Annotated in this window: 14 protein-coding genes, 5 tRNA genes and 1 pseudogene; 7 read left to right on the top strand and 13 right to left on the bottom strand. The window is 70.7% G+C overall.

Going from position 1 to position 23,929, the window contains the following annotated elements:
• Nucleotides 1–220: 220 nt before the first annotated feature.
• From IE308_RS23100 to IE308_RS23110, 3 genes and pseudogenes are all read right to left on the bottom strand, one after another.
• A tRNA-Met gene (locus tag IE308_RS23100) sits at nt 221–294 on the bottom strand.
• A gap of 90 nt (nt 295–384) precedes the next feature.
• Nucleotides 385–1,026, bottom strand: a pseudogene (locus tag IE308_RS23105) (GTP cyclohydrolase II); the annotation flags it as partial.
• Nucleotides 1,027–1,164: 138 nt separating this feature from the next.
• Nucleotides 1,165–1,686 (bottom strand): MarR family winged helix-turn-helix transcriptional regulator, encoded by a 522-nt coding sequence (locus IE308_RS23110; protein ID WP_190219419.1) that lies wholly within the window; start codon nt 1,684–1,686, stop codon nt 1,165–1,167.
• An 82-nt stretch (nt 1,687–1,768) separates the two neighbouring features.
• Here IE308_RS23110 and IE308_RS23115 point away from each other — a divergent pair, with 82 nt between their 5' ends.
• Nucleotides 1,769–2,905 (top strand): dihydrofolate reductase family protein, encoded by a 1,137-nt coding sequence (locus IE308_RS23115; RefSeq protein WP_190219420.1) that lies wholly within the window; start codon nt 1,769–1,771, stop codon nt 2,903–2,905.
• 91 nt (nt 2,906–2,996) lie between these two features.
• Here IE308_RS23115 and IE308_RS23120 read toward each other — a convergent pair whose 3' ends face one another.
• From IE308_RS23120 to IE308_RS23160, 9 genes are all read right to left on the bottom strand, one after another.
• On the bottom strand, nt 2,997–4,193 hold the full coding sequence (locus IE308_RS23120; RefSeq protein ID WP_190219421.1) for an FtsX-like permease family protein: 1,197 nt from the start codon (nt 4,191–4,193) through the stop codon (nt 2,997–2,999).
• On the bottom strand, nt 4,190–4,888 hold the full coding sequence (locus IE308_RS23125; RefSeq protein WP_190219422.1) for an ABC transporter ATP-binding protein: 699 nt from the start codon (nt 4,886–4,888) through the stop codon (nt 4,190–4,192). The genes IE308_RS23120 and IE308_RS23125 overlap by 4 nt, the downstream gene beginning before the upstream one ends.
• 54 nt (nt 4,889–4,942) lie before the next feature.
• On the bottom strand, nt 4,943–6,601 hold the full coding sequence (locus IE308_RS23130; RefSeq protein ID WP_229909011.1) for a hypothetical protein: 1,659 nt from the start codon (nt 6,599–6,601) through the stop codon (nt 4,943–4,945).
• A 70-nt stretch (nt 6,602–6,671) separates the two neighbouring features.
• On the bottom strand, nt 6,672–7,136 hold the full coding sequence (locus IE308_RS23135; RefSeq protein WP_190219423.1) for a hypothetical protein: 465 nt from the start codon (nt 7,134–7,136) through the stop codon (nt 6,672–6,674).
• Nucleotides 7,137–7,453: 317 nt separating this feature from the next.
• Nucleotides 7,454–7,526: transfer RNA gene (locus tag IE308_RS23140), tRNA-Lys, on the bottom strand.
• Between the two features lie 118 nt (nt 7,527–7,644).
• Nucleotides 7,645–9,198, bottom strand: coding sequence for an amino acid permease (locus IE308_RS23145; protein ID WP_190219424.1), 1,554 nt, complete (start codon nt 9,196–9,198; stop codon nt 7,645–7,647).
• A 57-nt stretch (nt 9,199–9,255) separates the two neighbouring features.
• A complete protein-coding gene (locus tag IE308_RS23150) occupies nt 9,256–12,087 on the bottom strand; it encodes an FG-GAP-like repeat-containing protein (RefSeq protein ID WP_190219425.1) in 2,832 nt (943 codons plus the stop codon).
• 485 nt (nt 12,088–12,572) lie between these two features.
• Complete coding sequence (locus tag IE308_RS23155) at nt 12,573–14,777, bottom strand: DEAD/DEAH box helicase (protein ID WP_190219426.1); 2,205 nt, start codon at nt 14,775–14,777, stop codon at nt 12,573–12,575.
• Between the two features lie 869 nt (nt 14,778–15,646).
• The gene (locus tag IE308_RS23160; protein WP_110629035.1) at nt 15,647–15,997 is read right to left on the bottom strand and encodes a metallopeptidase family protein; all 351 of its coding nucleotides are present in this window, start codon (nt 15,995–15,997) and stop codon (nt 15,647–15,649) included.
• Nucleotides 15,998–16,119: 122 nt separating this feature from the next.
• On the opposite strand from IE308_RS23160, the gene IE308_RS23165 reads away from it, so the two are divergent.
• From IE308_RS23165 to IE308_RS23180, 4 genes are all read left to right on the top strand, one after another.
• Complete coding sequence (locus IE308_RS23165) at nt 16,120–17,670, top strand: metallophosphoesterase family protein (protein ID WP_190219427.1); 1,551 nt, start codon at nt 16,120–16,122, stop codon at nt 17,668–17,670.
• A 92-nt stretch (nt 17,671–17,762) separates the two neighbouring features.
• Nucleotides 17,763–17,835: transfer RNA gene (locus IE308_RS23170), tRNA-Glu, on the top strand.
• 38 nt (nt 17,836–17,873) lie between these two features.
• A tRNA-Asp gene (locus tag IE308_RS23175) sits at nt 17,874–17,948 on the top strand.
• A gap of 25 nt (nt 17,949–17,973) precedes the next feature.
• Nucleotides 17,974–18,047 (top strand) — tRNA-Phe (locus tag IE308_RS23180).
• Nucleotides 18,048–18,200: 153 nt separating this feature from the next.
• Here IE308_RS23180 and IE308_RS23185 read toward each other — a convergent pair.
• The gene (locus tag IE308_RS23185) at nt 18,201–19,373 is read right to left on the bottom strand and encodes an RNA-guided endonuclease InsQ/TnpB family protein (RefSeq protein ID WP_190219428.1); all 1,173 of its coding nucleotides are present in this window, start codon (nt 19,371–19,373) and stop codon (nt 18,201–18,203) included.
• Between the two features lie 231 nt (nt 19,374–19,604).
• On the opposite strand from IE308_RS23185, the gene IE308_RS23190 reads away from it, so the two are divergent.
• On the top strand, nt 19,605–19,862 hold the full coding sequence (locus IE308_RS23190; protein ID WP_373314570.1) for a hypothetical protein: 258 nt from the start codon (nt 19,605–19,607) through the stop codon (nt 19,860–19,862).
• A gap of 94 nt (nt 19,863–19,956) precedes the next feature.
• Nucleotides 19,957–23,901 (top strand): ATP-dependent RNA helicase HrpA, encoded by a 3,945-nt coding sequence (hrpA, locus tag IE308_RS23195; RefSeq protein WP_190219429.1) that lies wholly within the window; start codon nt 19,957–19,959, stop codon nt 23,899–23,901.
• Nucleotides 23,902–23,929: the final 28 nt, after the last annotated feature.

Consider the following 23,929-nt stretch of genomic DNA (forward strand, 5'->3'; position numbering starts at 1 on the left):
GGATTCCGTCCCGTCCGTCCAGGGTTCCGGGAGCGGGGGCGGGAGGCGAGCGGGGAGGGCCGAGCGGATGACGGACGCGGGGCGCTCAGGACGCGACCGTCCCGGTCAGGCGAAACAAACCGAGGACCGTAAAAAACACCCGAGGGCCGTAAAAACAACCGAGGACCGCAAAAACAACCGAGGGCCGGAAACCTTTCGGTTTCCGGCCCTCGGCCTTCAGTAGCGGGGACAGGATTTGAACCTGCGACCTCTGGGTTATGAGCCCAGCGAGCTACCGAGCTGCTCCACCCCGCGTCGTTGTGACTCCAGTGTACGCCATGCGCGGGACTGGTCGCGAACGGGTTGAATCAGGGGCGCGGCGACGGGCTGCGGGACCTGGCCGGACAGGCCGGTGAGCGGCAGGTCGGCGAGCGGCAGGGTGTGCTGGGTCTGGAGGACCTTGGCGCGCAGGTAGCGGACGTTGTGCGGGGTGGTGAAGACGCCGGTCGGAACGCGGTCGCGCACGTCGATGCCGAGGCCGCGGAGCTGGTCGGCCTTGTCGGGGTTGTTGGAGAGCAGGTCGAGCCGGTCGATGCCGAGGGCGCGGAGCATCTGGGCCGCCGCGGTGTAGTCGCGGGCGTCCTCGGGCAGGCCGAGGGCGGCGTTGGCCTCGTAGGTGTCGAGGCCCTGGTCCTGGAGGGCGTACGCGTCGAGCTTGTTGTAGAGGCCGATGCCGCGGCCCTCCTGGCGGAGGTAGAGCAGGACGCCGCCGTGGTCGGCGATGCGTTCGACGGCCTCGCGGAGCTGGGGGCCGCAGTCGCAGCGGGCGGAGCCGAAGACGTCGCCGGTCAGGCACTCGGAGTGGAGCCGCACGAGGGGGACGGCGCCGTCGGGCTCCCCGAGGACGACGGCGAGGTGTTCCTGCCCGTCGACGAGGCCGTGGAAGGTGACGAGGTCGGCGTCGACGCGGTAGCCGTCGGCGAAGCGCAGCGGGACCCGGACGCGGGCGCGCGGCGTGGCGGCGGGGACATCGAGGGGGTCGGCCATGCGGGTTCTCCGGCTTCCGTGTCGTCCTGCTTCTGCTGCGGACTCGCCTGCTTCAGATTTGAAGCAGATCCATGGAAAGCACCCTACTCATGCTTCAAAGTTGAAGCAATGAATGAGAGGAAGCTCACGAACGGGAGTTCAGGAACAGGGGGGCGGCGAGGACCGGCGCCGCCAGGGCACGTCATCGGCGGCCGGCCGGGCCCCGTCCTCCCCCTCCAGCGCCCGCGTGATCCGCCCGCAGATCTCCTCCAGCTGCCCGACCTGCTCCTCGCTCAGATGGTCGAAGAGCGCGGCGCGTACGGTTTCCACATGGCCGGGAGCCGCCCGCTCCACCTCGGCCATGCCCTCGTCGGTCAGTACGGCGATGCTGCCCCGCTTGTCCGACCGGCAGCTCTCGCGCCGCACCAGACCGTCCTTCTCCAGCCGGTTCACGGCGTAGGTGAGCCGGCTGCGGGTGATCTTCAGCGCTTCGGCGAGGTCGGTCATCCGCAGCTGCCGTCCGGGTGCCTCGGAGAGGGTGGCGAGGATGGAGTAGTACAGGTGTGGCATGCCGGCGTCCTGCTGGAGCTGCCGGTCCAGCGCGTCCTCCAGGAGGTGCGTCGCGGCGATGTACGCGCGCCAGGCGCGCTGCTCCTCGGGCGTGAGCCAGCGGGTCGTCATGCCGCCAGTGTAAGTTTGTTTCAAACTTGAACCAAGCCCGGCCAAGTCACCGCCTCTGTAGCCCTGTGAGTGGAGCGCGCCGATGCCGTACCCGTACGTCCTGCTGTCCGCCGCCGTCTCCCTCGACGGCTACCTGGACGACACCGGCCCCGAGCGCCTGCTGCTCTCGAGCCCGGCCGACTTCGACCGGGTCGACGAGGTGCGCGCGTTGGTCGACGCCATCCTGATCGGCGCCGGCACGATCCGCGCCGACAACCCGCGCCTGCTGGTCAACTCGGCCGAGCGACGCGCCGCCCGGATCGCGGCGGGCCGCCCCGAGTACCCCCTGAAGATCACCGTCTCGGCCTCCGGCGACCTGGACCCGACGGCGAACTTCTGGCACACAGGCGGCCAGAAGCTCCTCTGTACGACGGACCAGGGCGCCGAACGGGCCGCCCGCACCGGCATCACCGACCACGCGGACGTCGTCCCCCTCGGCGCCGAGCTGGACTGGCGCCGCCTGCTGGAACACCTGCACGACGTGCGGGGCGTACGGCGGCTGATGGTCGAGGGCGGCGGCACGATCCACACCCAACTGCTGCTGGAGGAACTGGCCGACGAACTCCACCTCGTCCTCGCCCCCCTCCTCGTCGGCGACCCGAAGGCCCCCCGCCTCTTCGGCCCCGGCGCCTACCAGACGGGCCGCCTGCGCCTGCTGGAGACCCGGCGGATCGAGGACGTCGTCCTCACGCGCTACGTACCGACCGCCCCCGGAAAGGCCGACCGGGTCACCCCCGCCGACCGCCACTGGCTCGCCCTCGCCTGCGACCTGGCCGCCCTGTGCCCGCCCTCCGACACCGCCTTCAGCGTGGGCGCGGTGGTCGTCGCCGCCGACGGCACGGAACTGGCCCGCGGCCACTCCCGGGAGGCCGGCGACCCGGTGGTCCACGCCGAGGAGGCGGCCCTGGCGAAGATCGCCCCCGACGACCCCCGCCTGCCGTCCGCCACCGTCTACAGCAGCCTGGAACCCTGCGCCCACCGCGCCTCCCGCCCCCTGCCCTGCGCCCGCCTGATCCTGGCGGCCGGCGTCCGCCGCGTCGTGACGGCCTGGCGCGAACCGGACACCTTCGTACCCTCGGCCGACGGCACCGGAACACTGACCGCCGAGGGCGCGGAGGTCGTCGTACTCCCGGAGTACGAGGAGCGGGCGAAGGCACCGAACGGGCATCTGCTGGGCTGAGAACCGGGCAGCCCGACAGGTGGGATCCCGGACCGCGCTTCCCCGGGCCTCTGCCGGACCGCGCTTCCCGGGACCGAAGTTCCCGGATCGTTCAGCCGTGTGCTCGTGCGGTGAGGTAGGGGTCCTGGCGAAGGACTTCGCGGCTGCCCAGCAGCGTGCCGGCCGCCAGGCCGACCGCAGGCAGCACGAGCGCCGCGAAGGCCCAGGCCGGCCCCGGCAGGGCGTCCGAGAGGGTGATCGGCAGTCCGAGCGCATCGCTGAGCGGGCGGGCCAGGGCGAGGGAGACGGCGGTGCCGACGGCGACGCCGGCCACGCCTGCGGCGGCGCCGGTGAGGGCGGCTTCGCCGAGCAGGACCCGGCGCAGCTCGGGCCGGCCGGAACCGAGGATGCGCAGCACGGCGAACTGGCCGATCCTCGCCCGCGTGCTGTCCGCGGCCCGGACCATGCCGAGCCCGGCAGCGGCCAGGGCGAGGACGAGCACCCCGACGCGCATGCCGAGATCCGCGGCGCCGAACAGACCCGGCAGCGAGCGGACCCGGTCGGACACCGGAGAGGCCGAGAACCCGTCGGCCTGCAACGCCTCGGTGACACCGGCCACCTGTTTCTGGTGCGCCACCACGACGACGGCGGACTGCGCCCCTCCCCTGTCACGGAACACGCCGGGATCCTGGCCCGCCCGGGCCGCGGCCAGCAGGGCGGCCGTGCCCTCGGCGAGGTAGGCCACGCCCGGCCCGTCGGCCTGCCAGGCGGGGTCGTACAGGGCGGCGACCTTCAGGGTGATCGCGGCGGTCGTCCCGGACGCGGCCCCTGTCGCCTTGGTGTACCCGAAGGTGACAGACCTGCCGAGCAGGGGTGTGAAGTCGGTTCCCTGCGCTGAGGCGGGCAGGACGACCTCGTCCGTGCCCAGCTCCGCGGGGATCCTGCCGCGGGTGACCGGCAGGTCGTCAGCCGGGGTCAGGGTATGGCTGGTCAGGTCGTACGTCCCGTCCTCCTTGGCGTACAGCACGGACGAATAGTCGGCGACGACGCGACGGACGCCCGGCACGCTGCCGGCCGTACGCAGGGCCGCGGTGGTCAGCGGGCGGACCGAGGCATCCCCCTCGAAGGACGAGAGCTCGATCTGGGTGAGTCCGCCCGACCTCAGCACGTCCCGCTCGACGGCCCCCGCGGCCCCCGCCGCCACACCGGCGGAGGTGGTCAGCAAGGCGGCCAGCACAGTGAGGGTCGGCAACGCCCGGCGCAGGGAACGTCCGTCGCGCTTCCAGGTGTGCAGGCTCCAACCGCTCATCCCAGGTTCTCCTTGCGCGCGTTCTCCTTCGGCGTCGCTGACAGCACTCCCCCGTCCAGCAGGAACCGCCGGTCGCAGGTCGAGGCGATCGCCGCGTCATGGGTGACGAGCAGCACGGCCGCGCCCCGGTCGGCGCAGGAACGCAGTGAGGTCATGACGGCCTGGGCGGTCGCGGGGTCGAGGCCGGAGGTCGGTTCGTCGGCCAGGATGAGCACCGGCTGCTTGACGGCTGCTCGCGCGACGGCGATCCGTTGCCGCTGACCGCCGGAGAGTTCGGTCACCGGGGAGTCGGCCAGGTCCTTCATTCCGAGGTCGCCGAGCAGGTCACGGGCCGTCGTCCGGTGCCGGCCGAGACGAGGCCCGAAGGCGGCGGCGACGTTCTCCCAGGCGTTGAGGAACGGCAGCAGCCCCAGGTCCTGCAGGACGATGCCGATCGAGCGGCGCCGCAGAAGGTCACGCTCGGCAGGGGTCAGCGAGCGGGTGTCCGTCCCGGTGATGTGCAGGGTGCCCGCGGTGGGCGAGAGGATCAGTCCGAGGAGGGCGAGCAGTGTGCTCTTGCCCGACCCCGACGGGCCCTCGACGGTGGCCGTCTCCCCCGCTTCGAGGGTGAGGTCCGCGCGCGTCAGGCCGCTGCCGGACGCGTAGCGGAAGGACAGGCCCTCGGCTGCGGCCGCGGGCGGGGAGGCGGTGTTCATGGGGCGTGGGTCCTTCCGGGCGGGAGGGGAGACTGCGGGCCGGGTCGGGGCGGTTCAGGCAAGGAGGTAGTACGCGGCTCTGGTGCCGTCGGCGGTGGCGGCGCCGCCCGGGGAGGTGGCGTACAGGTCCGGATGCCGGGCATCGCGGTAGCGCTCCAGCAGGCGGGGGATGGCGTCCCACAGCGACTGCGGGATGTTCTGGGCGGAGGCGAGGGCCGCCTGGACCGCGTCGGACGCGGTCAGCAGGTCGCCGTCCTCCAGCGCCTTCCGTGCCCGGGCGGCGAGATCGGCTCCCATGGTGAGCCTCTCCGCCTGAGCGGCACAGCCCGCGTCGGCCAGAACCACCACGACACGCAGCGCACGCGGGGAGAGCGTGCCGGCCCTTTCCTCCGGCAAGTCGACGGATGTGCGCGGGCAGCCCAGGCCGAACTCCGCACGCGCCGCCATGGCGCCGTACCAGGAACGCTGGTTGCCGGTGTTGAGCCGGGCCGGTACCTCGAGTCGCGCCGCCTCCTTCGCGCCTTTGTCGGCCTGTGGCCCGCATGCCAGGGCTAGGCGGTGGCAGGCCATGGCGAGCAGGATCCGGTCGGAGGGCTCGATGGCGGGGTCCCGGCCCAGGCGCCGCAGGCTCTTCTTCAGCCAGGCGGGGGTGCGGTCCTGCTGCGCGGCGGCGGTGAGGGCACGGGCGGCGTTGTACGTGGCGGTGAGCGTGCCCAGTTGGGCCGGTGACTTGTCGACGAGTCCGTCGGCCCGGATGTCGCCCCGTGGGGCGGGCAGTTGTCGCGACGCCTCCGGGCCGGCCTGTCCGTGCTCGGCCAGATGCGCGGGGGAGGTGAGCGCACGGCGGACCATCCAGCGGGTCTGGGGGTCGGAGTCGCGCAGTGAGGGCAGCAGGCACGCGCGGGTCCGCTCCGGCACTTGGCCGCGCAACAGGGCCAGTGCGGCCCGTTGCAGGGGGTCCAGCCGCTCACAGTCAGCGTCGCCGAGGAGCGCGCCGGCGTCCCGCAGGGCCCGCGTCGCCTGGGCCCGGACGCCGACGGCCCGCAGTGCGTCGACGGCGTTCAGCACCGGTACGGCTTCGGCGGTGCGCGCCGTGTCCGCCGCGAGACGGTCCAGGCGGGCGCGGTCCACCTCGTGGTCACGGTCCAGGCAGGTCAGCGTCTGCAGGAAGGCGGCCCGCGTGGCGAGCGAGGTCGGCGGATCGTCCCCGGGATCCGGGGCCCGCAGATAGGCGAGGGCCTCGCTCTCCGCCTCCTCCCGGATCCCGGCCCGCTCCAAAACCTGTGCGGCGTCGGCAGCGACGACCGCATCGGGCTCTTTGGCCGCCCCCAGCGCGAGACACACGTAGTACGCCCGCCAGGCAGGGGTGTCGAGTCCATCGGTACGGGCGAGATCCGCCAGCGCGTCGGCACGGACCGCGGGAAGCGCGTCGACGCGGTGCCCGACGGAGAGCGCTGCCTCCAGGCGCCCGTACGCCGTGGGATACAGCGCCGGATCGTGTCCGACCTCGGTACGGGTCGCGCGGACCAGGTCGTTCGCCCCGCGCAGGGCGTCAAGTTGCTCTGCCAGGGCGCCGCCGGGCGGGGTGGGCCGGTCCACCGACCCGCCGTTGGTCATCACGACGCCCAGGGCCGCCGCGGCGATCGCCACCGCACCGGCCGTCATCAGGCGGCCTCTGCGGCCCGGCCGCTCAGGGCGAAGGCTGAGATTCATACGGTTCCTCGAGCACTGGGCGCGGCGAGGCCGCCCCCACAGGCGTCGTCCCGCCACGACGGTCCGCCGTTCAGTCGTTGGCGCACGCCGAAGCGAACGCCTTGACCCCGGACTTGAAGGCTCCGCCGTCGGAGCAGGTGGTGATGCTGGTGTTGAGCGAACCGCCCGGATCGGCGATGCCACTGATGTCGGCGATCCACGTGTTCTCGTTGGTCCAGGACACCTGGCGGGAGTTCTCGCTGACGTACGTCCCGCTGGGGCTCAGGGAGAGCGTGGCCTGCCAGCCGTTGGCCTTCACCGTGGCCGTATTGGTGATCTTGCTGACGTTGTACGCCTTGCGGCCCTTCATGACCTTGGTGGACGTCTTGAACGAGCACTTGTCTGCGTAGACGTTGCAGTGCCAGGCGTTGACCACGACCTTCGCGCGCGTGCCGGGCAGCGGCGTCGACGCGGTGTCCGAGATCGCCATGGTCGGCATTGCCGATCCCGCCACCAGAACCGTGACGAGCCCGGCGGTCAGCAAGGTCTTCTTCACTTGTCTCTCCCCGTATCCATGGCAGCGACACCCGGGTCGCATGTCCCCCAGCAAGGACTGCTGACCCTAAATGCCGAGCCAAGCACGGAGAGTGACCAAAAAGTGCGCGTCGACGGCGGTCCGGACGGCCGCGATCACAGAAGCGAGACGTTACGCCTTCGCCGGTCATGCCCGGCACGGACCGCTGGAAGGCTCCGATCCAGCCACCCGGGAGCCGTCCCGGTTCACTCGTAAGCAGGTACCGGACTTACCGCGCCGCCCCGGAAACGACACAGCGCCCGAGCCGACCGAAGTCGGCCCGGGCGCCGGGTGGAGCGTAGGCCCTGTGGGACTCGAACCCACAACCAATGGATTAAAAGTCCACTGCTCTGCCAATTGAGCTAAGGGCCCAGGCGATGTTGCCTCCCCGAGCATAGCCGGACGAGGCCGTGTCGCCGATCGGGTATCGGGGACACGGCCCGTCGGATGCCCGGAAGGCGGAGGAAAGACGGGGAAGGCGGTGTACGGGTCAGGAATCCGCCGGTTCAGGTGTTCCGCGGGCCGCCTCCCGGGACCTCGCGCGGGCGGGGTCGGGGTGGAGGAACCAGTGGCGGGCCGACGTCAGCCACCAGGCTCCGGCGAAGGCGAGGACGGCCAGGACGGCGACCGGGGCGTAGTTGAACGTCTCCCAGGTGACCGGGGATACCTGGGGGAGCATGAACAGCACGGTGATGGCCGCGACCCAGGCCACCGACACCACCCCGACCACTCCCGACCAGCGGCCCAGGTGCCAGGGCCCCCGTTCGAAGGACGCGCCCTTGCGCACCCGCAGCAGGGTCGGGACGACGTACGCGATGTAGAGGCCGATGACCGCGATGGAGGTCACGGCCGCGTACGCCGTGACGTTGATCAGGTAGGGCAGGCCGAGGGCCAGCGCGCCGCCCGCGGCCAGCCAGACCGCCGCGACGGGCGTGCGGGTGCGGGGGCTGACCGTGTGCCAGACGCGGGAGAAGGGGAGCGCGCCGTCGCGTGAGAAGGCGTAGATCATGCGGCTGTTGGCGGTGACCGACGCCATGCCGCAGAACAGCTGCGCGCCGATCACGACGAGCAGGAGCAGCTTGCCGGCCGTGGCGCCCAGGGCGTCCAGCAGGATCTGCGCGGGCGGCGCGCCCGTCGGGGACGCGAGGGCGCCGTCGTAGGACTGGATGGCGAACGTGAAGCCGAGCAGGAGGACGAACCCGGCGATCCACGACGTCCAGATGGAACGGACGATGCCGCGCGGGCCGGCGGTCGCCGCGTCGTGCGTCTCCTCGGTCATGTGGGCGGAGGCGTCGTAGCCGGTGAAGGTGTACTGCGCCATGAGCAGGCCGAGGAGGACGACGTACGGGCCGCTGCCCCAGCCCGTGTTGTTCACGAACTCGCCGAACACGAAGGACGCGGACTGGTGGTGGTCGGGGACGAGGGCGAGCGCGCCGACGATGACGGCGACGCCGAGGACGTGCCACCACACGCTGACGCTGTTGAGGAGGGCCACGATCCGCACGCCGAAGGTGTTCAGCAGGCCGTGCAGGAGCAGGATCGCGGCGAAGAGGAGGATCGTGCGGCCGGGGGTGACCCGGAACCCGAACTGCAGGTTCAGGTACGCCCCCAGGAAGCTCGCCGCGCCGAAGTCGATGCCGGCGGTCACGGCGACCTGCCCGAGGACGTTGAACCAGCCCGTGAACCACGCCCACGCGGCGGCGCTGCGCGGCGGTGCCAGCCGGTGCGCCCAGAAGTACAGGCCGGCCGAGGTCGGGTACGCCGAGCAGATCTCGGCCATCGACAGGCCGACGAAGAGGGTCATCAGGCCGACCGCCACCCAGCCCCAGGTGATCACGGCGGGGCCGCCGGTGTTCATGCCGAAGAGGTAGAGGGTCAGGCAGCCCGACAGGACCGAGATGATCGTAAAGGAGACCGCGTAGTTGGCGAACGCGGACATACGGCGGGCCAGCACCTGGGTGTAGCCGAGCTGGGCCAGCCGTTCCTCGTCGGACAGACCTGAAGGTGGACCGCTCGCGTCGCGACTGCTCGCATCCTTTGTCATGCCCCCAGCGATTCCCTCGCCGGGGGCGTGACATGCGTCACAGTCTGGCCAACGCGGCTAGAACAGGCCCTTGTACCCCTGCCAACCGGTCCCGATCTGGACCCGGGCGCCGAAGGAGCCCCGCCCGTTCCCGGCGTTGCAGAAGAGGTTGCCGGCGCTGTCCCGCTCGACCAGGTCGTCCCGGCCGTCACCGGTGATGTCGCCGACCCCGACGATGGCGTTGTAGCCGTTGCCCCACTTGGTGAAGACCTGGACGCGGTCCTTCAACAGGCCGTTGCCGAGGCCGTCGTACCGCCACAGCGTGCCCGCCCTGTCGCGGGCGAGGACGTCGCCGCGGCCGTCGCCGGTCAGGTCCCCGGCGCCGACGACGTGCGTGTAGCCCGTCCACGCGGTGCGGATCGTCCTCGGCCAGGCCAGCGTGCCGTCGCTCTTCGCCGCGAAGAGGTGGATGTCACCCGTGGAGGACTTCCTGGCCAGCAGATCGGGCCGGCCGTCCCCGGTCAGGTCCCCGGGCGAGGTCAGCACGTTGTACTGCCCGTACCCCGTACCGATCTTCACGTACGGCATCGTCGGCGCGGGCGCCTTGCCGCACGGCACCTTGTAGCCGCGCAGCGAGCCGTCGGGCATGCGGACGAGGACGTCGCTGCAGAAGTCGCCGTTGAGGTCCCCGAAGGGAACGGCGACGGTGGACGTGGACCAGCCGCCGGCGGTCACCTTCCAGCCGAAGGTCCCTGCCCCGGTGCCCTGCTGGAAGGTGAGGCCGCCGGAGGAGTTGAGGGTGAGGAGGTCGCCTATGCCGTCGGGCAGGGACGAGCCGCCGACGTGATCGCGCCACACCGCCGTGCCGCCTGTGAGGCGTACCGTGCCGGACTGCACCAGAGCGCTGCCCTGGCCGTCCTGCGGCTGGGCCGTGAGCCTCCAGGTGTAGGAGCCGTTGGGCAGAAGCGCACCAGCCGCGTCGCGGCCGTCCCACGTCGTGGCGATCGAGTAGACGGCCGCACCGCCCGCACGGGTGGCCACCGCGCGGCCCGTGGCGCGGTCGAGGATCTCCACCTTCCAGGAGGCGGCCGGCTCGGACAGCCACCACTCGGCGCGCCAGGGAACGGGCGTCGCGTCCGAGTCCACCACCGAGGACACATACCGGTACGGGGAGCCCAGCGGCGCCACCGGCCGGCCGGTCCGCAGCACGCGCACGATCTGGTCCGGCCGGTGGAACGCGAGATCACCGGTGCGAGGATCGAACGCCGACATCACGTTGCCCGCGGCGGACCACTGCCGGACCGCCGTCCCGGACTGCAACCCGTAGACGGCCAGTTCCTCCGGGGACGACTCGACGAGGACGCCGTCGCCGAGATGCACCTGCCCGCTGTCGGGGACCGGGGTGTTCCGCTTCGACTGGAGGTCGTAGACACCCGAGACGTACGGGGTGTTCGTCACGTAGCACCGCCAGTACAGCCACCGGCCGACGGATTGCAGGTCGATCACCTGACGGCACGCGTCGCCCACCCGGAACGACGTCAGCGCCGCCCCGGTACGGGCGTCCTCGGCGGTCACCCGGTCGCCGTCCGACGTCCACAGGGTCGTTCCCCAGATCGTGCCGAGCCGGTACGGCTCCTTGTGCACGACCCGTCCGGAGTCGATGTCGACGACGCGCAGCTCCTTGCTGCCGCCCACTGGCGTTCCCGCCACCAGCAGCAGGTTCTCGGAGACCCCCACGATCCGGCTCTGGTCCGCGCTGTCGTTGTAGGAGTCCTGGAGCCCCGTCTCCACCGGGGTACCGGGGAATGTCCCGCCCTTGCCGACGACGTACATCTCGGGCCGCCACTGATCGCCGACACGCGTCATCCCGCGGTACACGGTCCGGCCGTCTCCCGTGGCATACAGCTCGGGGCACAGCGGCTCGATGCTGCTGCACTCGTGGTACGGGACGTTCAGTCCGCCCACCTGCGACCGATCGCCGTATCCCGGCCCGTCCGCGGTGAGGGGGCGCACATACCCATACGTGGCGCCGTCGCCGTACTCCAGGGTCCGCACCGTGCCGTGATCCACCGTCAGCCGCTGCACCAGCATCGGCACCGGCGGGAGGCGGAGCACACGCCGGGTGTACGGACTGCCGTCCGGCCCGGCGGTGATGGACTGGTAGCCGTAGTCCTCCGCGGACTGGCCGCCGACGATCTGGACGCCCCCGTCCGGCCTCACGGCGACCTGGTCCACGGCCGCCCGGGCCAGAAGCGTCCTCTCCTGGGAACCGTCGAAGGGGACGGCCACGACCTTCCACACCGAGGCCGAGTCGGACCGCTGCCCGAGCGTGGCGTCGTAGCGCCCCACGACGAGGGCATCGCCGACCACGCCCAGGATCCTCGCGCCGTCCTTCAGACTGACCTGGACCTCTCGCACCGGCGCGTCGAACCGGCCCTGCTCATAGAGGCGTACGCCCCCTGCCTGCGGAGTGACCAGATGAAACGCGGTCACCGCCGAGTTGGCGTACACCGTGCCGAGCGGCAGAGGCGTGGCCTCGGCCGTCTCGAAATCGATCCAGGCGAACTGGACGGAGGGCTGCTCGGGCACAGACACGCGCAGGAGAGCCCCGTGTACGCCGGCATCGGGATTGCCGTGGAAGTAGGCACCGTCAGGGAAGCCCGTGACACGGCGGTCCACCGTCGTCCCGTTCTCACCGGTCAGCAGATGCAGCTCGCTGTAGGTGAACCCGTCCGGACGCTTCCCGCCGAGGGCCAGCACCGTGCTTCCGACGGTCTTGTCGTACCTCTGACCGACCGGGACAGTGACCTTGGTGGTCTCGTCGGTGGCCATGTTCCGCAGCAGGACGTCGCCGGTACCGCTCACGGGCGGCATCGCCACCACGTCCGATGCCGCGCCGTAGTAGCCCATCCGGCCATAAGGCTCTGTGCCTGGAAACGTGCGCGTCGAACCGTCCGCCCCCGTCCACACCATCCCCGTGGCGCGGACGTAGTGCAGAAACCCGGACGAGCCGGCGGTCGAGAGCCTCCCGTCACGTGGCGTCACCTGCATGGTCGCAGGGATGGTGATCTCGCTGTACGTCCCCGGGTCGGCCGACGCCACCCCCGGGGCCGCAGGTCCGATGAACTGCGGCAGAGACACCGCTGCGACAACGGCGACGCCCCTTAGACGTCTGAACGCACGACGAACCGTTTGACGAGCCAAGAAGACCCTCCCCGGAGAAAGAGACGGACCGGACTCTCCCGCCCTGCGGGTCCCCGGCCCCCCGGCCGCCCCGTCCGTCTCGCAAGTCGGCTGATCTTACAGGGTCTTCACAGGTGCGCCGACGCCCGGAAACGGCGAAGCGCCGTGACCCCGAACAGGGTCACGGCGCTTCGCACTGCTACGCCTTCGCGTCAGCCGTTGCGCTTCCAGCGCGGCTTGTCCTCGCGGCGCCCGAAGGAGCCGCCACCGCGGTGGTCGTCACGGCGGCCGTACGGACGCTCGTGGCCGCCGGAGCGGAAGCCGGGACGGTCGTCACGGCGGTCGCGGTTGAACGGACGGTCGCCGGCGCGGTGACCACCACGGTCGTCACGGCGGAAGCCACCCCGGTCGTCGCGACGCTCGAAACCGCCACGGTCGTCACGGCGCTCGAAACCGCCACGGGCACCACGGTCGCCGTCACGACGGTCGGTACGGTCGTCACGGCGGAAACCGCCCCGGTCGTCACGACGCTCGAAACCGCCACGGGCACCGGACGCGCCACGGTCGTCGCGGCGGAAACCGCCACGGTCGTCACGGCGGTCGTCACGACGCTCGAAACCGCCACGGGCACCACGGTCACCGGCACCACGGTCGTCGCGGCGGAAGCCACCACGGTCGTCACGGCGGTCGTCACGACGCTCGAAACCGCCCCGCGCGCCACGGTCACCGTCACGACGGTCGTCGCGGCGGAAGCCGCCACGGTCGTCACGGTCCCGGCGGAAACCGCCACGGTCCCCGCCCCGGTCACGGTCGCGGTCACCCCGGTTGAACGGACGCCGCTCGTCACGGTCACCCCGCTCCGCACGGTCCACGTCCGCCGCGGCCGGCTGCTCCGGCACCGAGATCTCCACGGCCTCCGCCGCCGCCTCGGCAGCCGCCTCGACCGCCACGACCGGGTCCTCGCCCCGCTCCCGCGCGACCCGCGCGACCAGCCGGTCGGCCTCCTCGCGCAGCTCGGCGGCGCGACGCTGCGCGCGCTCCAGCTGCTTGGCGAGCTGGGCCACCTCACGCTCGGCCTGCGTGGCGGCGTTGCCCGCCGACTCGGCCTGCACCTCGGTCATCGAACGGGCGCCGGTGATCTCGGCGACCTCCGGGTCGAAGGCCGCGCCGCCCTGGATGATGTGCCGGGCCGCGTCGACGCCGGCGTCCTCCATCAGGCGGAAGATCTGACGCCGCTGGTGCGGCAGGGACAGGGAGACGACCGTGCCGGTACGGCCCGCGCGGGCGGTACGGCCGGCGCGGTGCAGGTAGTCCTTGTGGTCACCGGCCGGGTCCACGTTCAGCACCAGGTCGATGCCGTCGACGTGGATACCGCGGGCGGCGACGTCGGTGGCGACCAGGACGTTGACGTAACCGTCCTTGAAGTCCGCCAGCGTCCGGGTACGGGCGCCCTGGGTCATGCCGCCGTGCAGCGCGTCCGCCTTCACGCCCGCGTCGCGCAGCTGCTCGGCGACACGGTCGGCGCCCAGCTGGGTGCGGACGAAGATGATGGTGCGGCCCTTGCGGGAGGCGATCGCCGCGGTGACCGGCGCCTTGTCCTTCGGCTTCACGATCAGGATGTGGTGCGACATGGTCGTCACCGCGCCCTGCGCCGCGTCCACCTCGTGGCTGACCGGGTCGTTCAGGTAGCGGTCGACCAGGGTCTTGATCTCGTTCTCCATGGTCGCGGAGAACAGCATCCGCTGACCGCCGGCCGGGACCTGGTCGAGCAGCTCGGTGACCTCGGGCAGGAAGCCCAGGTCGGACATCTGGTCGGCCTCGTCCAGGACGGCGACCTCGACGTCCTCCAGGGAGCAGGCGCCGCGGTTGATGATGTCGCGCAGCCGGCCCGGCGTGGCGACGAGGACGTCGACGCCGCGCTCCAGGGCGTAGATCTGGTTGCCCATCGACGTACCGCCGCAGACGACCTTCATCTTCAGGCCGAGCTGGTCGCCGTACGGCTGGAGCGCGTCCGCGACCTGCATCGCCAGCTCACGGGTCGGCGTGAGGATGACCGCGCGCGGACGGTGCTTCTCGGTGCGGCCGCCGGCCAGCCGGGCCAGCGTCGGCAGACCGAAGGAGAGGGTCTTGCCGGAGCCGGTACGGCCACGGCCCAGGATGTCCTTGCCGGCCAGGGCGTCCGGGATGGTCGCGGCCTGGATCGGGAAGGGGGTGGTCACGCCGTTCTGCGCGAGCTTGCGCACGACGCCCTCGGGCAGACCGAGGTCGGCGAAGGTGATCTCGGGGGTCTCCTCGACGCCCGCGGCCTCGGCGGCCTCGGACTCGAAGCCCTCGACCGTCTCGACGGCCTCGACGGCCTCGACGGCCTCGGTGGTCTCCGCGACCTCGACGACGTGATCAGTGCTGGAAATGGACATGCGTAAGCGAAACCTTCCGGAGTCTCGTCGGCACGCGCCCGTCAACTCCGTGTTCGCATTACGACCGCCTCGATGCGGTTCCGCCACGGCAAAGGAGAGTACGCGCCACACGGCGCGCTCTGCGTTGGCGCCGGGCAAATGGGATCAAACGATCTACCACCATACGCACCCACCACCCCTGAACGCAAACCGGCCCCCTGACCAGCAGCGAAGCACCCACCCCGGAGCAGCTCACACGCCGTGAACGTCACGCCGGCGCCCCCGCCGCCGGAGCCGGCTCCCGCTCGGTCAGCTGCGGCCCCGGCTCCCCGTGCGCCGACGACGACGGCTCGGCGGACGGCGCCGGCGGCGACACCGACGGCTCCGGAGAAGCCGGCGGGGGCGGCGGCTCCGGCGACGGCTCCGCCTTCGTCGGCGACGGCTCCGCCCGGGTCGGCGACGGCACCCCCGGCCGCGGCGACCCGCCCGGCCGCGCCACGGCCGACGCACTCGCGCTCACCCGCGCCGACGGCGACACCGACGGGGACGCCGACTCCCCGCCCTTGGCATCCTCACCGTCCGCCCCACGCCCGTGCGCGTGCCCGCCCCGGCCCCCGGCACCCCCCGACCCGACCGCACCACCCGCGTCCGCCGGCCCGCCGTCGGGCTCCGCACCGCCCCGCTCCCCCGCCGAGTGCGACGGCCGGGCCTGGCTGCCGTCGTCCCCCACACTCATACAGCCGGCGGCCGCGGCGACGGCCATGACCGTGGCGGCCAGGCGGACGGGTACGTACAAGGGGCGCACGAGCCACCTCCGGGAGTGAGAAAGAGTCGACGTGCCCAACTCCCGCCGCCCGCAAGAGGACACGCGCCCCGCGTTCACACCCCCGTCAGCCGTACCCCAGCGCGTGCAGCCGCGCGTCGTCGATCCCGAAGTGATGCGCGATCTCGTGCACCACGGTGACCTCCGTCTCCGCGACGACGTCCTCCCGCGTCTCGCACATGCGCAGCGTCGGACCCCGGTAGATCGTGATCCGGTCCGGCAGCACACCCGCGTACCACTCCCCGCGCTCCGTGAGCGGAGTCCCCTCGTACAGCCCGAGCAGCTCCGGATCGTCGGCGGGCGGTTCGTCCTCGACGAACACCGCCACGTTGTCCATCAGCCGCGTCAGCTCCGGCGGGATCCGGTCCAGCGCCTCGGCGACCAGCTCCTCGAACTCCTCGCGCGTCATCTCCAGCACACCGCCATTGTCCGGTACTCAACCGCCGTACGAGCCGCAACAGCCGTACAGAGACATACAGAGACATACGGCCGTCCGCATCCCCACGCATGCCCCCACACCCACCCGGGCATACGGCACCAATGGCCCGCGTCCCCGTCGCAGCCCGGAACCGCATGACCGCACTACGCAAGCCCCGCACGACAGGCAAGGCAGGCAGGACACTCACCCTCACCCCACGCCCCCACCCCCTCGCCCACGCCGGCGGACTCGTCGCCGTCGTCCTGCTGGGCGCCTGGCTCGGCCTGCTCATCGTCGGCAACGTGCGCGTCCCCGTCGGCCCCATGGACACGACGATGACGCTACGGCCCTCCCTCACCGGCGGCACGAAGATCAACGTCTCCCCGCTCGGCGCCCTCCACCTCGACAGCCACGTCGCCCCGGTCCGCCTCGACGTCAACGTCGACCAGCTCGACCCCACCCGCTCCCAGGCCCTCGTCGACCACCCCGAACGCCTCGCCGGCCTCCAGGACGAGGTCACCCGGGACGTCGAACACGGCACCCTCGACCTCGCCCTGCGCTCCTGCGCCGCCGTCGTCACCGGCGCCACGGCCCTCGGCCTCGCCGTCTACCGCCGCCCACGCCCGGCCCTCGCCGCAGGAGGCCTGGCCCTCACCCTCCTCGCAGCGTCCGGAGCGACGGCGTACGCCACCTGGAACCCCAAGTCCGTCCTCGAACCCCGCTTCTCCGGCCTGCTCTCCTCCGCCCCCTCCCTCGTCGGCAACGCCCGCAGCATCGTCACGGAATTCGACGTCTACCAGAAGGAACTCGCCCGCCTGGTCACGAACGTGACCAAGCTGTACGACGTCACCTCCACCCTCCCCGCCTACCGCCCCGACCCCACCACCATCCGCGTCCTGCACGTCTCCGACATCCACCTCAACCCGGCCAGCTGGAAGATCATCGGCTCGCTCGTCCAGCAGTACGACGTCAACGTCATCGTCGACTCCGGCGACACCATGGACCACGGCACCGCCGCCGAGAACGGCTTCCTCGACCCCATCCCCGACCTGGGCGCCCCCTACGTCTGGGTACGCGGCAACCACGACTCCGCCCTCACCCAGCGCTACCTCCAGGGCCTGAAGAACGTGCACGTCCTCGACGACGGCCACGCCGTCACCGTCGCCGGAGTGCGCTTCGCCGGCATCGGCGACCCCCAGTACACCCCCGACCGCTCCACCGTCCCCGGCGGCGACGCGGCGAACGAACTGGCCGGACTGCGCCTGGCCTCCGCCCTGCGCGACCAGAAAGCGGCCGGCACCCCCGTGGACATCGCCGTCGCCCACGAACCGGCGGCCGCCCGCCAGACCGACGGCGAAGTCCCCCTCGTCCTCGCGGGCCACATCCACCACGAGGACATGGAGGTCATGGAGCACGGCACCCGCCTGCGCGTCGAGGGCTCCACCGGCGGCAGCGGACTGCGCGCGGTGGAGGGCAAGCACCCCGACCCGATCGAGGCGTCGATCCTCTACCTCGACCGCGACACCCGCCGCCTCCAGGCCTGGGACGAGATCCGCCTGGGCGGCCTCGGCCTGACAACAGCCGAGGTCAGCCGCCACCTGGTCCAGGAGAACCAGCCCGGCGCGACCCCCTCGCCAAGCCCTTCCTCCCCCTCCCCGAGCCCCTCACCCTGACCGCCCCCGTAAACCGTTTTGGCGATACCTCCCGCCATCCCATATGCTTCTCACGTCCCCGACGCGCTGAGAAGCGCCCAGGCGGGCCGATAGCCCTCATCGTCTAGCGGCCTAGGACGCCGCCCTTTCAAGGCGGTAGCACGGGTTCGAATCCCGTTGGGGGCACGCGTGACCGTGTGCGACACTGTCGTACACAACAGCTTGGTCCTGTGGAGCAGTTTGGAGTGCTCGCCACCCTGTCAAGGTGGAGGCCGCGGGTTCAAATCCCGTCAGGACCGCGAAGGCCTTGCAAAAGGCCTTTACGGCTGGGTAGCTCAGTTGGTACGAGCGTCCGACTGAAAATCGGAAGGTCGCCGGTTCGACCCCGGCCCCAGCCACAGCAAAGGCCCCGATCTTCGGATCGGGGCCTTGTTGTTTGTGTGTGGTGGGTCATGCTCGCGTACGAGCGATCGCGTCCGCTAGCCGAGAGCTGGCTCTCCGGCTTGCAGCTCGCCTGCGCCGATGGCTTCGGCGGGGCGGCGCATCCAGCCCTACGCGAGAAGCGTGAGGGCAGGGACCTGTGACTCGGCCCCGCGGGCCCACGTCGCCCAGCCGCGCCGGCCGATGACGTGGGACGCGTTCAGGTCCGCGTGCTCAACGAAGCCGCAGTTCCTGCAAGTGAAGATGGCCTGGCTGGGCCGGTTGCGTTTGTCGATGTGGTGGCAGCGGGAGCACTCCTGGCTGGTGTACGCCGGACTGACATGCACCAGGGGTACTCCGGCCCGGCGCGCCTTGTAGGTGATGAAGGCGGCTAGCTGGCCGAAGGCCCAGGAGTTGATCGTGACGCGTTGGGGCTTTTTCAGCCGGGCCCGTTCGCGGATGCCGCTCAGGTTTTCGAGGGCGATGCCGCGGCCGGTGCGTTGAGCCTCCGCCACGATGTGCTTGCTGATCTTGTGGTTGATGTCTCGGGTGCGTCGGGCTTCCTTGCCGGCGTGCCGTTTGGCCCGGCGTTTCGCGGACCGTGTGCCTTTCTTCTGGAGCCGGCTGCGCAGGGTGCGGTCGTTTTCGCGGGTGCGGTTGAGGCGGCGTCCGCTGTGGCGGTTGCCGGTGGAGGTGGTGGCGATGTTGGCGATGCCGAGGTCGACGCCGATGAAGCCGCTGGGGGCGGGGTTCTCAGGGGCTTCGGGGATGTCGAGGGTGGCGAGCAGGTACCAGCTGCCGTTGTGGTGGGTCAGGTCGGATTCGCCCTGGCGGTATTGGGCGAGCAGTCGCAGTTGGTCGTCCTGGCCGGTGTAGGGGAGGCGTTTGATGCGGCCTGTGACGGTCCAGATGGAGACGGTCCGCTGTGGTGTCTGCCAGGAGAGCATGCGGTCGTCGTAGGGCTGGGCGGCGTCGGCGCGGAAGGTGATGGGTTTGCTGGTGGCCTGGTGGTGTCGGCGTGATCCGGGACGTCCCAGGTTTCCGGCTTTGAGGTTGCCTTTGAGGGCGGTGTAGGCGTCGCTGGTCTTTTTGATGCAGTGCTGGGCTGCCTGGGCGCCGAGTCGCCATGTTTGCTTGATGCCGGTGTAGGTGAGGGTGCGCAGTTCGCGGTTGTTGGTGGTGCCGGTGGTGAAGGCGACGGCGGATACCTCGTTGGCGGCCGCGTTGCAGGCGTGCAGGGTTGCGTGCAGTGCCGAGGCCTGTTCTGGCGTGGGCAGCAGTTTGACCCGTACGACGATCTTCACGAACGAGGACTCTAGGTTCGGACTGGCGTTCTCCCGATGGTTATGCCGTTTGTTCACCTTTTTGAGTGATGTGATCGATCCGGTGTTCGGCGTGCACGGGGAACTGTTCGGCCCGGTAGTTTGGCGGCCGTTGTCGGACGGGGATCGGGGGACGTCGTGGGGCGTAGTGAGGCTCGGGGTGGACGGGGCGGGGACGTCGAGCGGCAGCGGGCTCGATATGGGCTGCTGGCTGTGCTCGGGAGCAATCTGGCGATCGTGGTGGTCGCGGTGTTCGGGGTGTGGCAGCTCGGTGGGGACAAGGCGGTGATCGTGGGCGTGTTGACCACTGCGTTCACCGCGATCAGTGGGGTGACCACGGCGTATCTGGGGATCAAGGCCGTGTCCAACACCGCGCAGAACATCGCGCTCGGTAGCGGGCCGGGGCGGCCTCAGGGAGTCGGGGTCGACGCGGTGCCGGCTCAGCGGGGGCCTGAGGCGTCGGGCGGCTGAGGGCTGAGGCGTCGGGCGGCTGAGGGGTGAGCGGCTGAGGGGTGGGCAAAAGCGTTCGCCAGGGATTTGGCGGGGATGAGATCCTGGATTGCGTATGTCTACGCACCCTGCCCCCGCCCTCGGCGCCCTCGCCCCCCGTCTGACCGAGTTGTCGTTGCGTGATGCGCATCGGCTCGGGCGGAGGCTCGAAGGTGCGCGCAAGATCCGTAAGCCGGAGGCGCGTGCCGCCGTTCTCGCCGAGATCGAGGCGGAGATCGCCAAGGGCGAGGAGCGGATGAGTGCCCGGCGTGGCCGGGTTCCGGCCGTGTCCTATCCGGAGCAGTTGCCGGTCAGCCAGAGGAAGGACGCGATCGCGGAGGCCATCCGTGATCATCAGGTCGTCATCGTCGCTGGTGAGACCGGGTCCGGGAAGACCACGCAGATTCCCAAGATCTGTCTGGAGCTGGGGCGCGGTGTGCGCGGGATGATCGGGCACACGCAGCCTCGGCGGATCGCCGCGCGTACGGTCGCGGAGCGGGTCGCGGAGGAGTTGCGGACGCCTCTCGGGGAGGCGGTCGGCTGGAAGGTGCGGTTCACCGATCAGGTGGACCCGGAGGCCACGTTCATCAAGCTGATGACGGACGGCATCCTGCTCGCCGAGATCCAGACCGACCGTGAGCTGCGCGCCTACGACACGATCATCATCGACGAGGCGCACGAGCGGTCCCTGAACATCGATTTCCTGCTCGGGTATCTCGCCCAGCTGCTGCCCAAGCGGCCGGACCTGAAGGTCGTCATCACCTCGGCGACGATCGATCCGGAGCGTTTCTCGCGGCATTTCGGGGACGCGCCGATCATCGAGGTGAGCGGTCGGACGTATCCGGTGGAGGTGCGGTACCGGCCGCTGCTGGAGGAGGACGGGGACGACGCCGACCGGGACCAGATCACGGCGATCTGCGATGCCGTGGAGGAGCTGCAGGCGGAGGGGCCGGGGGACATTCTCGTGTTCCTCTCCGGTGAGCGGGAGATCCGGGACACGGCGGACGCGCTGAACAAGAAGCAGTACCGGTTCACGGAGGTGCTGCCGCTGTACGCGCGGTTGTCGCACGCGGAGCAGCACCGGGTGTTCCAGCCGCACACGGGGCGGCGGATCGTGCTGGCGACGAACGTGGCGGAGACGTCGCTGACCGTCCCGGGTATCAAGTACGTCATCGACCCGGGTTTCGCCCGGATCAGCCGGTACAGCCATCGCACCAAGGTGCAGCGGCTGCCGATCGAGCCGGTGTCGCAGGCGAGCGCCAACCAGCGCAAGGGCCGCTGCGGGCGGACGAGCGACGGTATCTGTATCCGGCTGTACAGCGAGGAGGACTTCCTCGCGCGGCCGGAGTTCACGGATGCCGAGATCCTGCGCACCAATCTGGCCTCGGTGATCCTGCAGATGACCGCCGCCGGTCTCGGTGACATCGAGAAGTTCCCCTTCATCGATCCGCCGGACCACCGCAACATCCGCGACGGTGTGCAGTTGCTGCAGGAGCTGGGCGCGCTGGATCCGGCGCAGAAGGACCCGCGCAAGCGGCTCACCGACACCGGCCGGAAGCTGGCGCAGCTGCCCGTGGACCCGCGGCTGGCCCGGATGGTGCTGGAGGCCGACCGGAACGGCTGTGTGCGTGAGGTCATGGTGATAGCCGCCGCGCTGTCCATCCAGGATCCGCGGGAGCGTCCGGCCGAGAAGCAGACGCAGGCGGATCAGCAGCACGCCCGGTTCAAGGACGAGACGAGCGACTTCCTCGCGTATCTGAATCTGTGGCGGTACGTCCGGGAGCAGCAGAAGGAGCGCGGGTCGAGTTCCTTCCGGCGGATGTGCAAGCAGGAGTATCTGAACTTCCTGCGGATCCGTGAGTGGCAGGACATCTATACGCAGCTGCGGACCGTCGCCAAGCAGATGGGCATCCATCTGAACGAGGACGACGCCCCGGCCGACCGGGTGCATGTGTCCCTCCTGGCCGGTCTGCTGTCCCACATCGGGATGAAGGACGTCAAGGACGGCAACAAGAACGAGTACCTGGGTGCCCGCAACGCCAAGTTCGCGATCTTCCCGGGTTCGGCGCTGTTCAGGAAGCAGCCGAAGTTCGTGATGTCGGCGGAGCTGGTGGAGACGTCGCGGCTGTGGGCGCGGGTCAACGCGAAGATCGAGCCGGAGTGGGTGGAGCCGCTCGCGCAGCACCTGGTGAAGCGGACGTATTCGGAGCCGCACTGGGAGAAGGACCAGGCCGCGGTGATGGCGTACGAGAAGGTGACGCTGTACGGCGTGCCGATCGTGGCGCAGCGGAAGGTGAACTACGGGCGGATCGACCCGGAGGTCAGCCGTGAGCTGTTCATCCGGAACGCGCTGGTGGAGGGTGACTGGCGGACGCACCACAAGTTCTTCGCGGACAACCGCCGGCTGCTGAGCGAGGTGGAGGAGCTCGAGCACCGGGCGCGGCGGCGGGACATCGTCGTGGACGACGAGACGCTGTTCGACTTCTACGACCAGCGGGTGCCCGAACACGTCGTGTCGGGTGCGCACTTCGACTCCTGGTGGAAGCGGAAGCGGCAGGAGCAGCCGGAGTTCCTGGACTTCGAGCGGGAGATGCTGATCCGTGAGTCGGCGGAGGCGGTCACCAAGGCCGACTATCCGGACTCGTGGCGGCAGGGGCAGCTGAAGTTCCGGGTGACGTACCAGTTCGAGCCGGGTGCGGACGCGGACGGTGTGACGGTCCATGTTCCGTTGCAGGTGCTGAACCAGGTCACGGACGAGGGGTTCGACTGGCAGATCCCGGGGTTGCGGGAGGAGCTGGTCACGGAGCTGATCCGGTCGCTGCCGAAGCCGATCCGGCGTAACTATGTGCCGGCGCCGAACTTCGCCAAGCGGTTCCTGGACGCGGCGGTGCCGCTGCGGGAGCCGCTCACGACGGCCATGGCGCGTGAGCTGAAGCGGATGGTGGGGGTGCCGTTCGAGGCGGAGGACTTCGACTGGGCGAAGGTCCCCGACCATTTGAAGATCACGTTCCGGATCGTCGACGAGCGGCGCCGGAAGCTGGCGGAGGACAAGGACCTGGAGGCGCTGAAGCTGCGGCTGAAGCCGAAGGCGCGCAAGGCGCTGTCGCAGGCGGCCGCGGCGACGGCGTCCCGGGAGGGCGGGGAGTCGCTGGAGCGCCGGGGGCTGACCGACTGGACGATCGGCACGCTGACGCGGGTCTTCGAGACGCGTCGGGCCGGTCAGCCGGTGAAGGCGTACCCGGCGCTGGTCGACGACGGCGACACGGTCTCCGTACGGCTCTTCGACACGGAGGCCGAGCAGGCGGAGGCGATGTGGAAGGGCACGCGGCGGCTGATCCTGCGGAACATCCCGGTCAACCCCGCGAAGTTCGCGTCCGAGAAGCTGACGAACGCGCAGAAGCTCGCTCTGTCGGCGAATCCGCACGGTTCGATCCAGGCGTTGTTCGACGACTGCGCGATGGCGGCGGCGGACAAGCTGATCGGTGACTTCGGCGGGCCGGCGTGGGACGAGGAGTCGTACCGGAAGCTGTACGACAAGGTGCGTGCGGAGATCGTCGACACGACCGTGCGGACGGTGGGGGCGGTGCAGCAGGTGCTGGCGGCCTGGCAGGCCTGTGAGCGCCGTCTGAAGGCCGTACGCAGCCCGGCGCTGCTGCCGAACCTGACGGATGTGCGGCAGCAGCTGGACGCGCTGGTGAAGCCGGGCTTCGTGACGGAGGCGGGGATCGGGCGGCTGCCGCATCTGATGCGGTATCTGGTCGCGGCGGACCGGCGGCTGCAGCAGATGCCGACGGGCGTCCAGCGGGACACCACCCGCATGGAGAAGGTCCGGGAGATGCAGGACGAGTACGCGTGGCTGCTGGAGCAGCTGCCGCCGGGGCGGCCGGTGCCGCAGCAGGTGCTGGACATCCGCTGGATGATCGAGGAGCTGCGGGTCAGCTATTTCGCGCACGCGCTGGGTACGGCGTATCCCGTGTCGGACAAGCGGATCGTGAAGGCGATCGACGCGGCCGCGCCGTGATCATGTCGGCACGGAGGGTGAGTTCGAC

The sequence above is a fragment of the Streptomyces griseosporeus genome (assembly GCF_014656055.1).
GTDB lineage: Bacteria > Actinomycetota > Actinomycetes > Streptomycetales > Streptomycetaceae > Streptomyces > Streptomyces griseosporeus.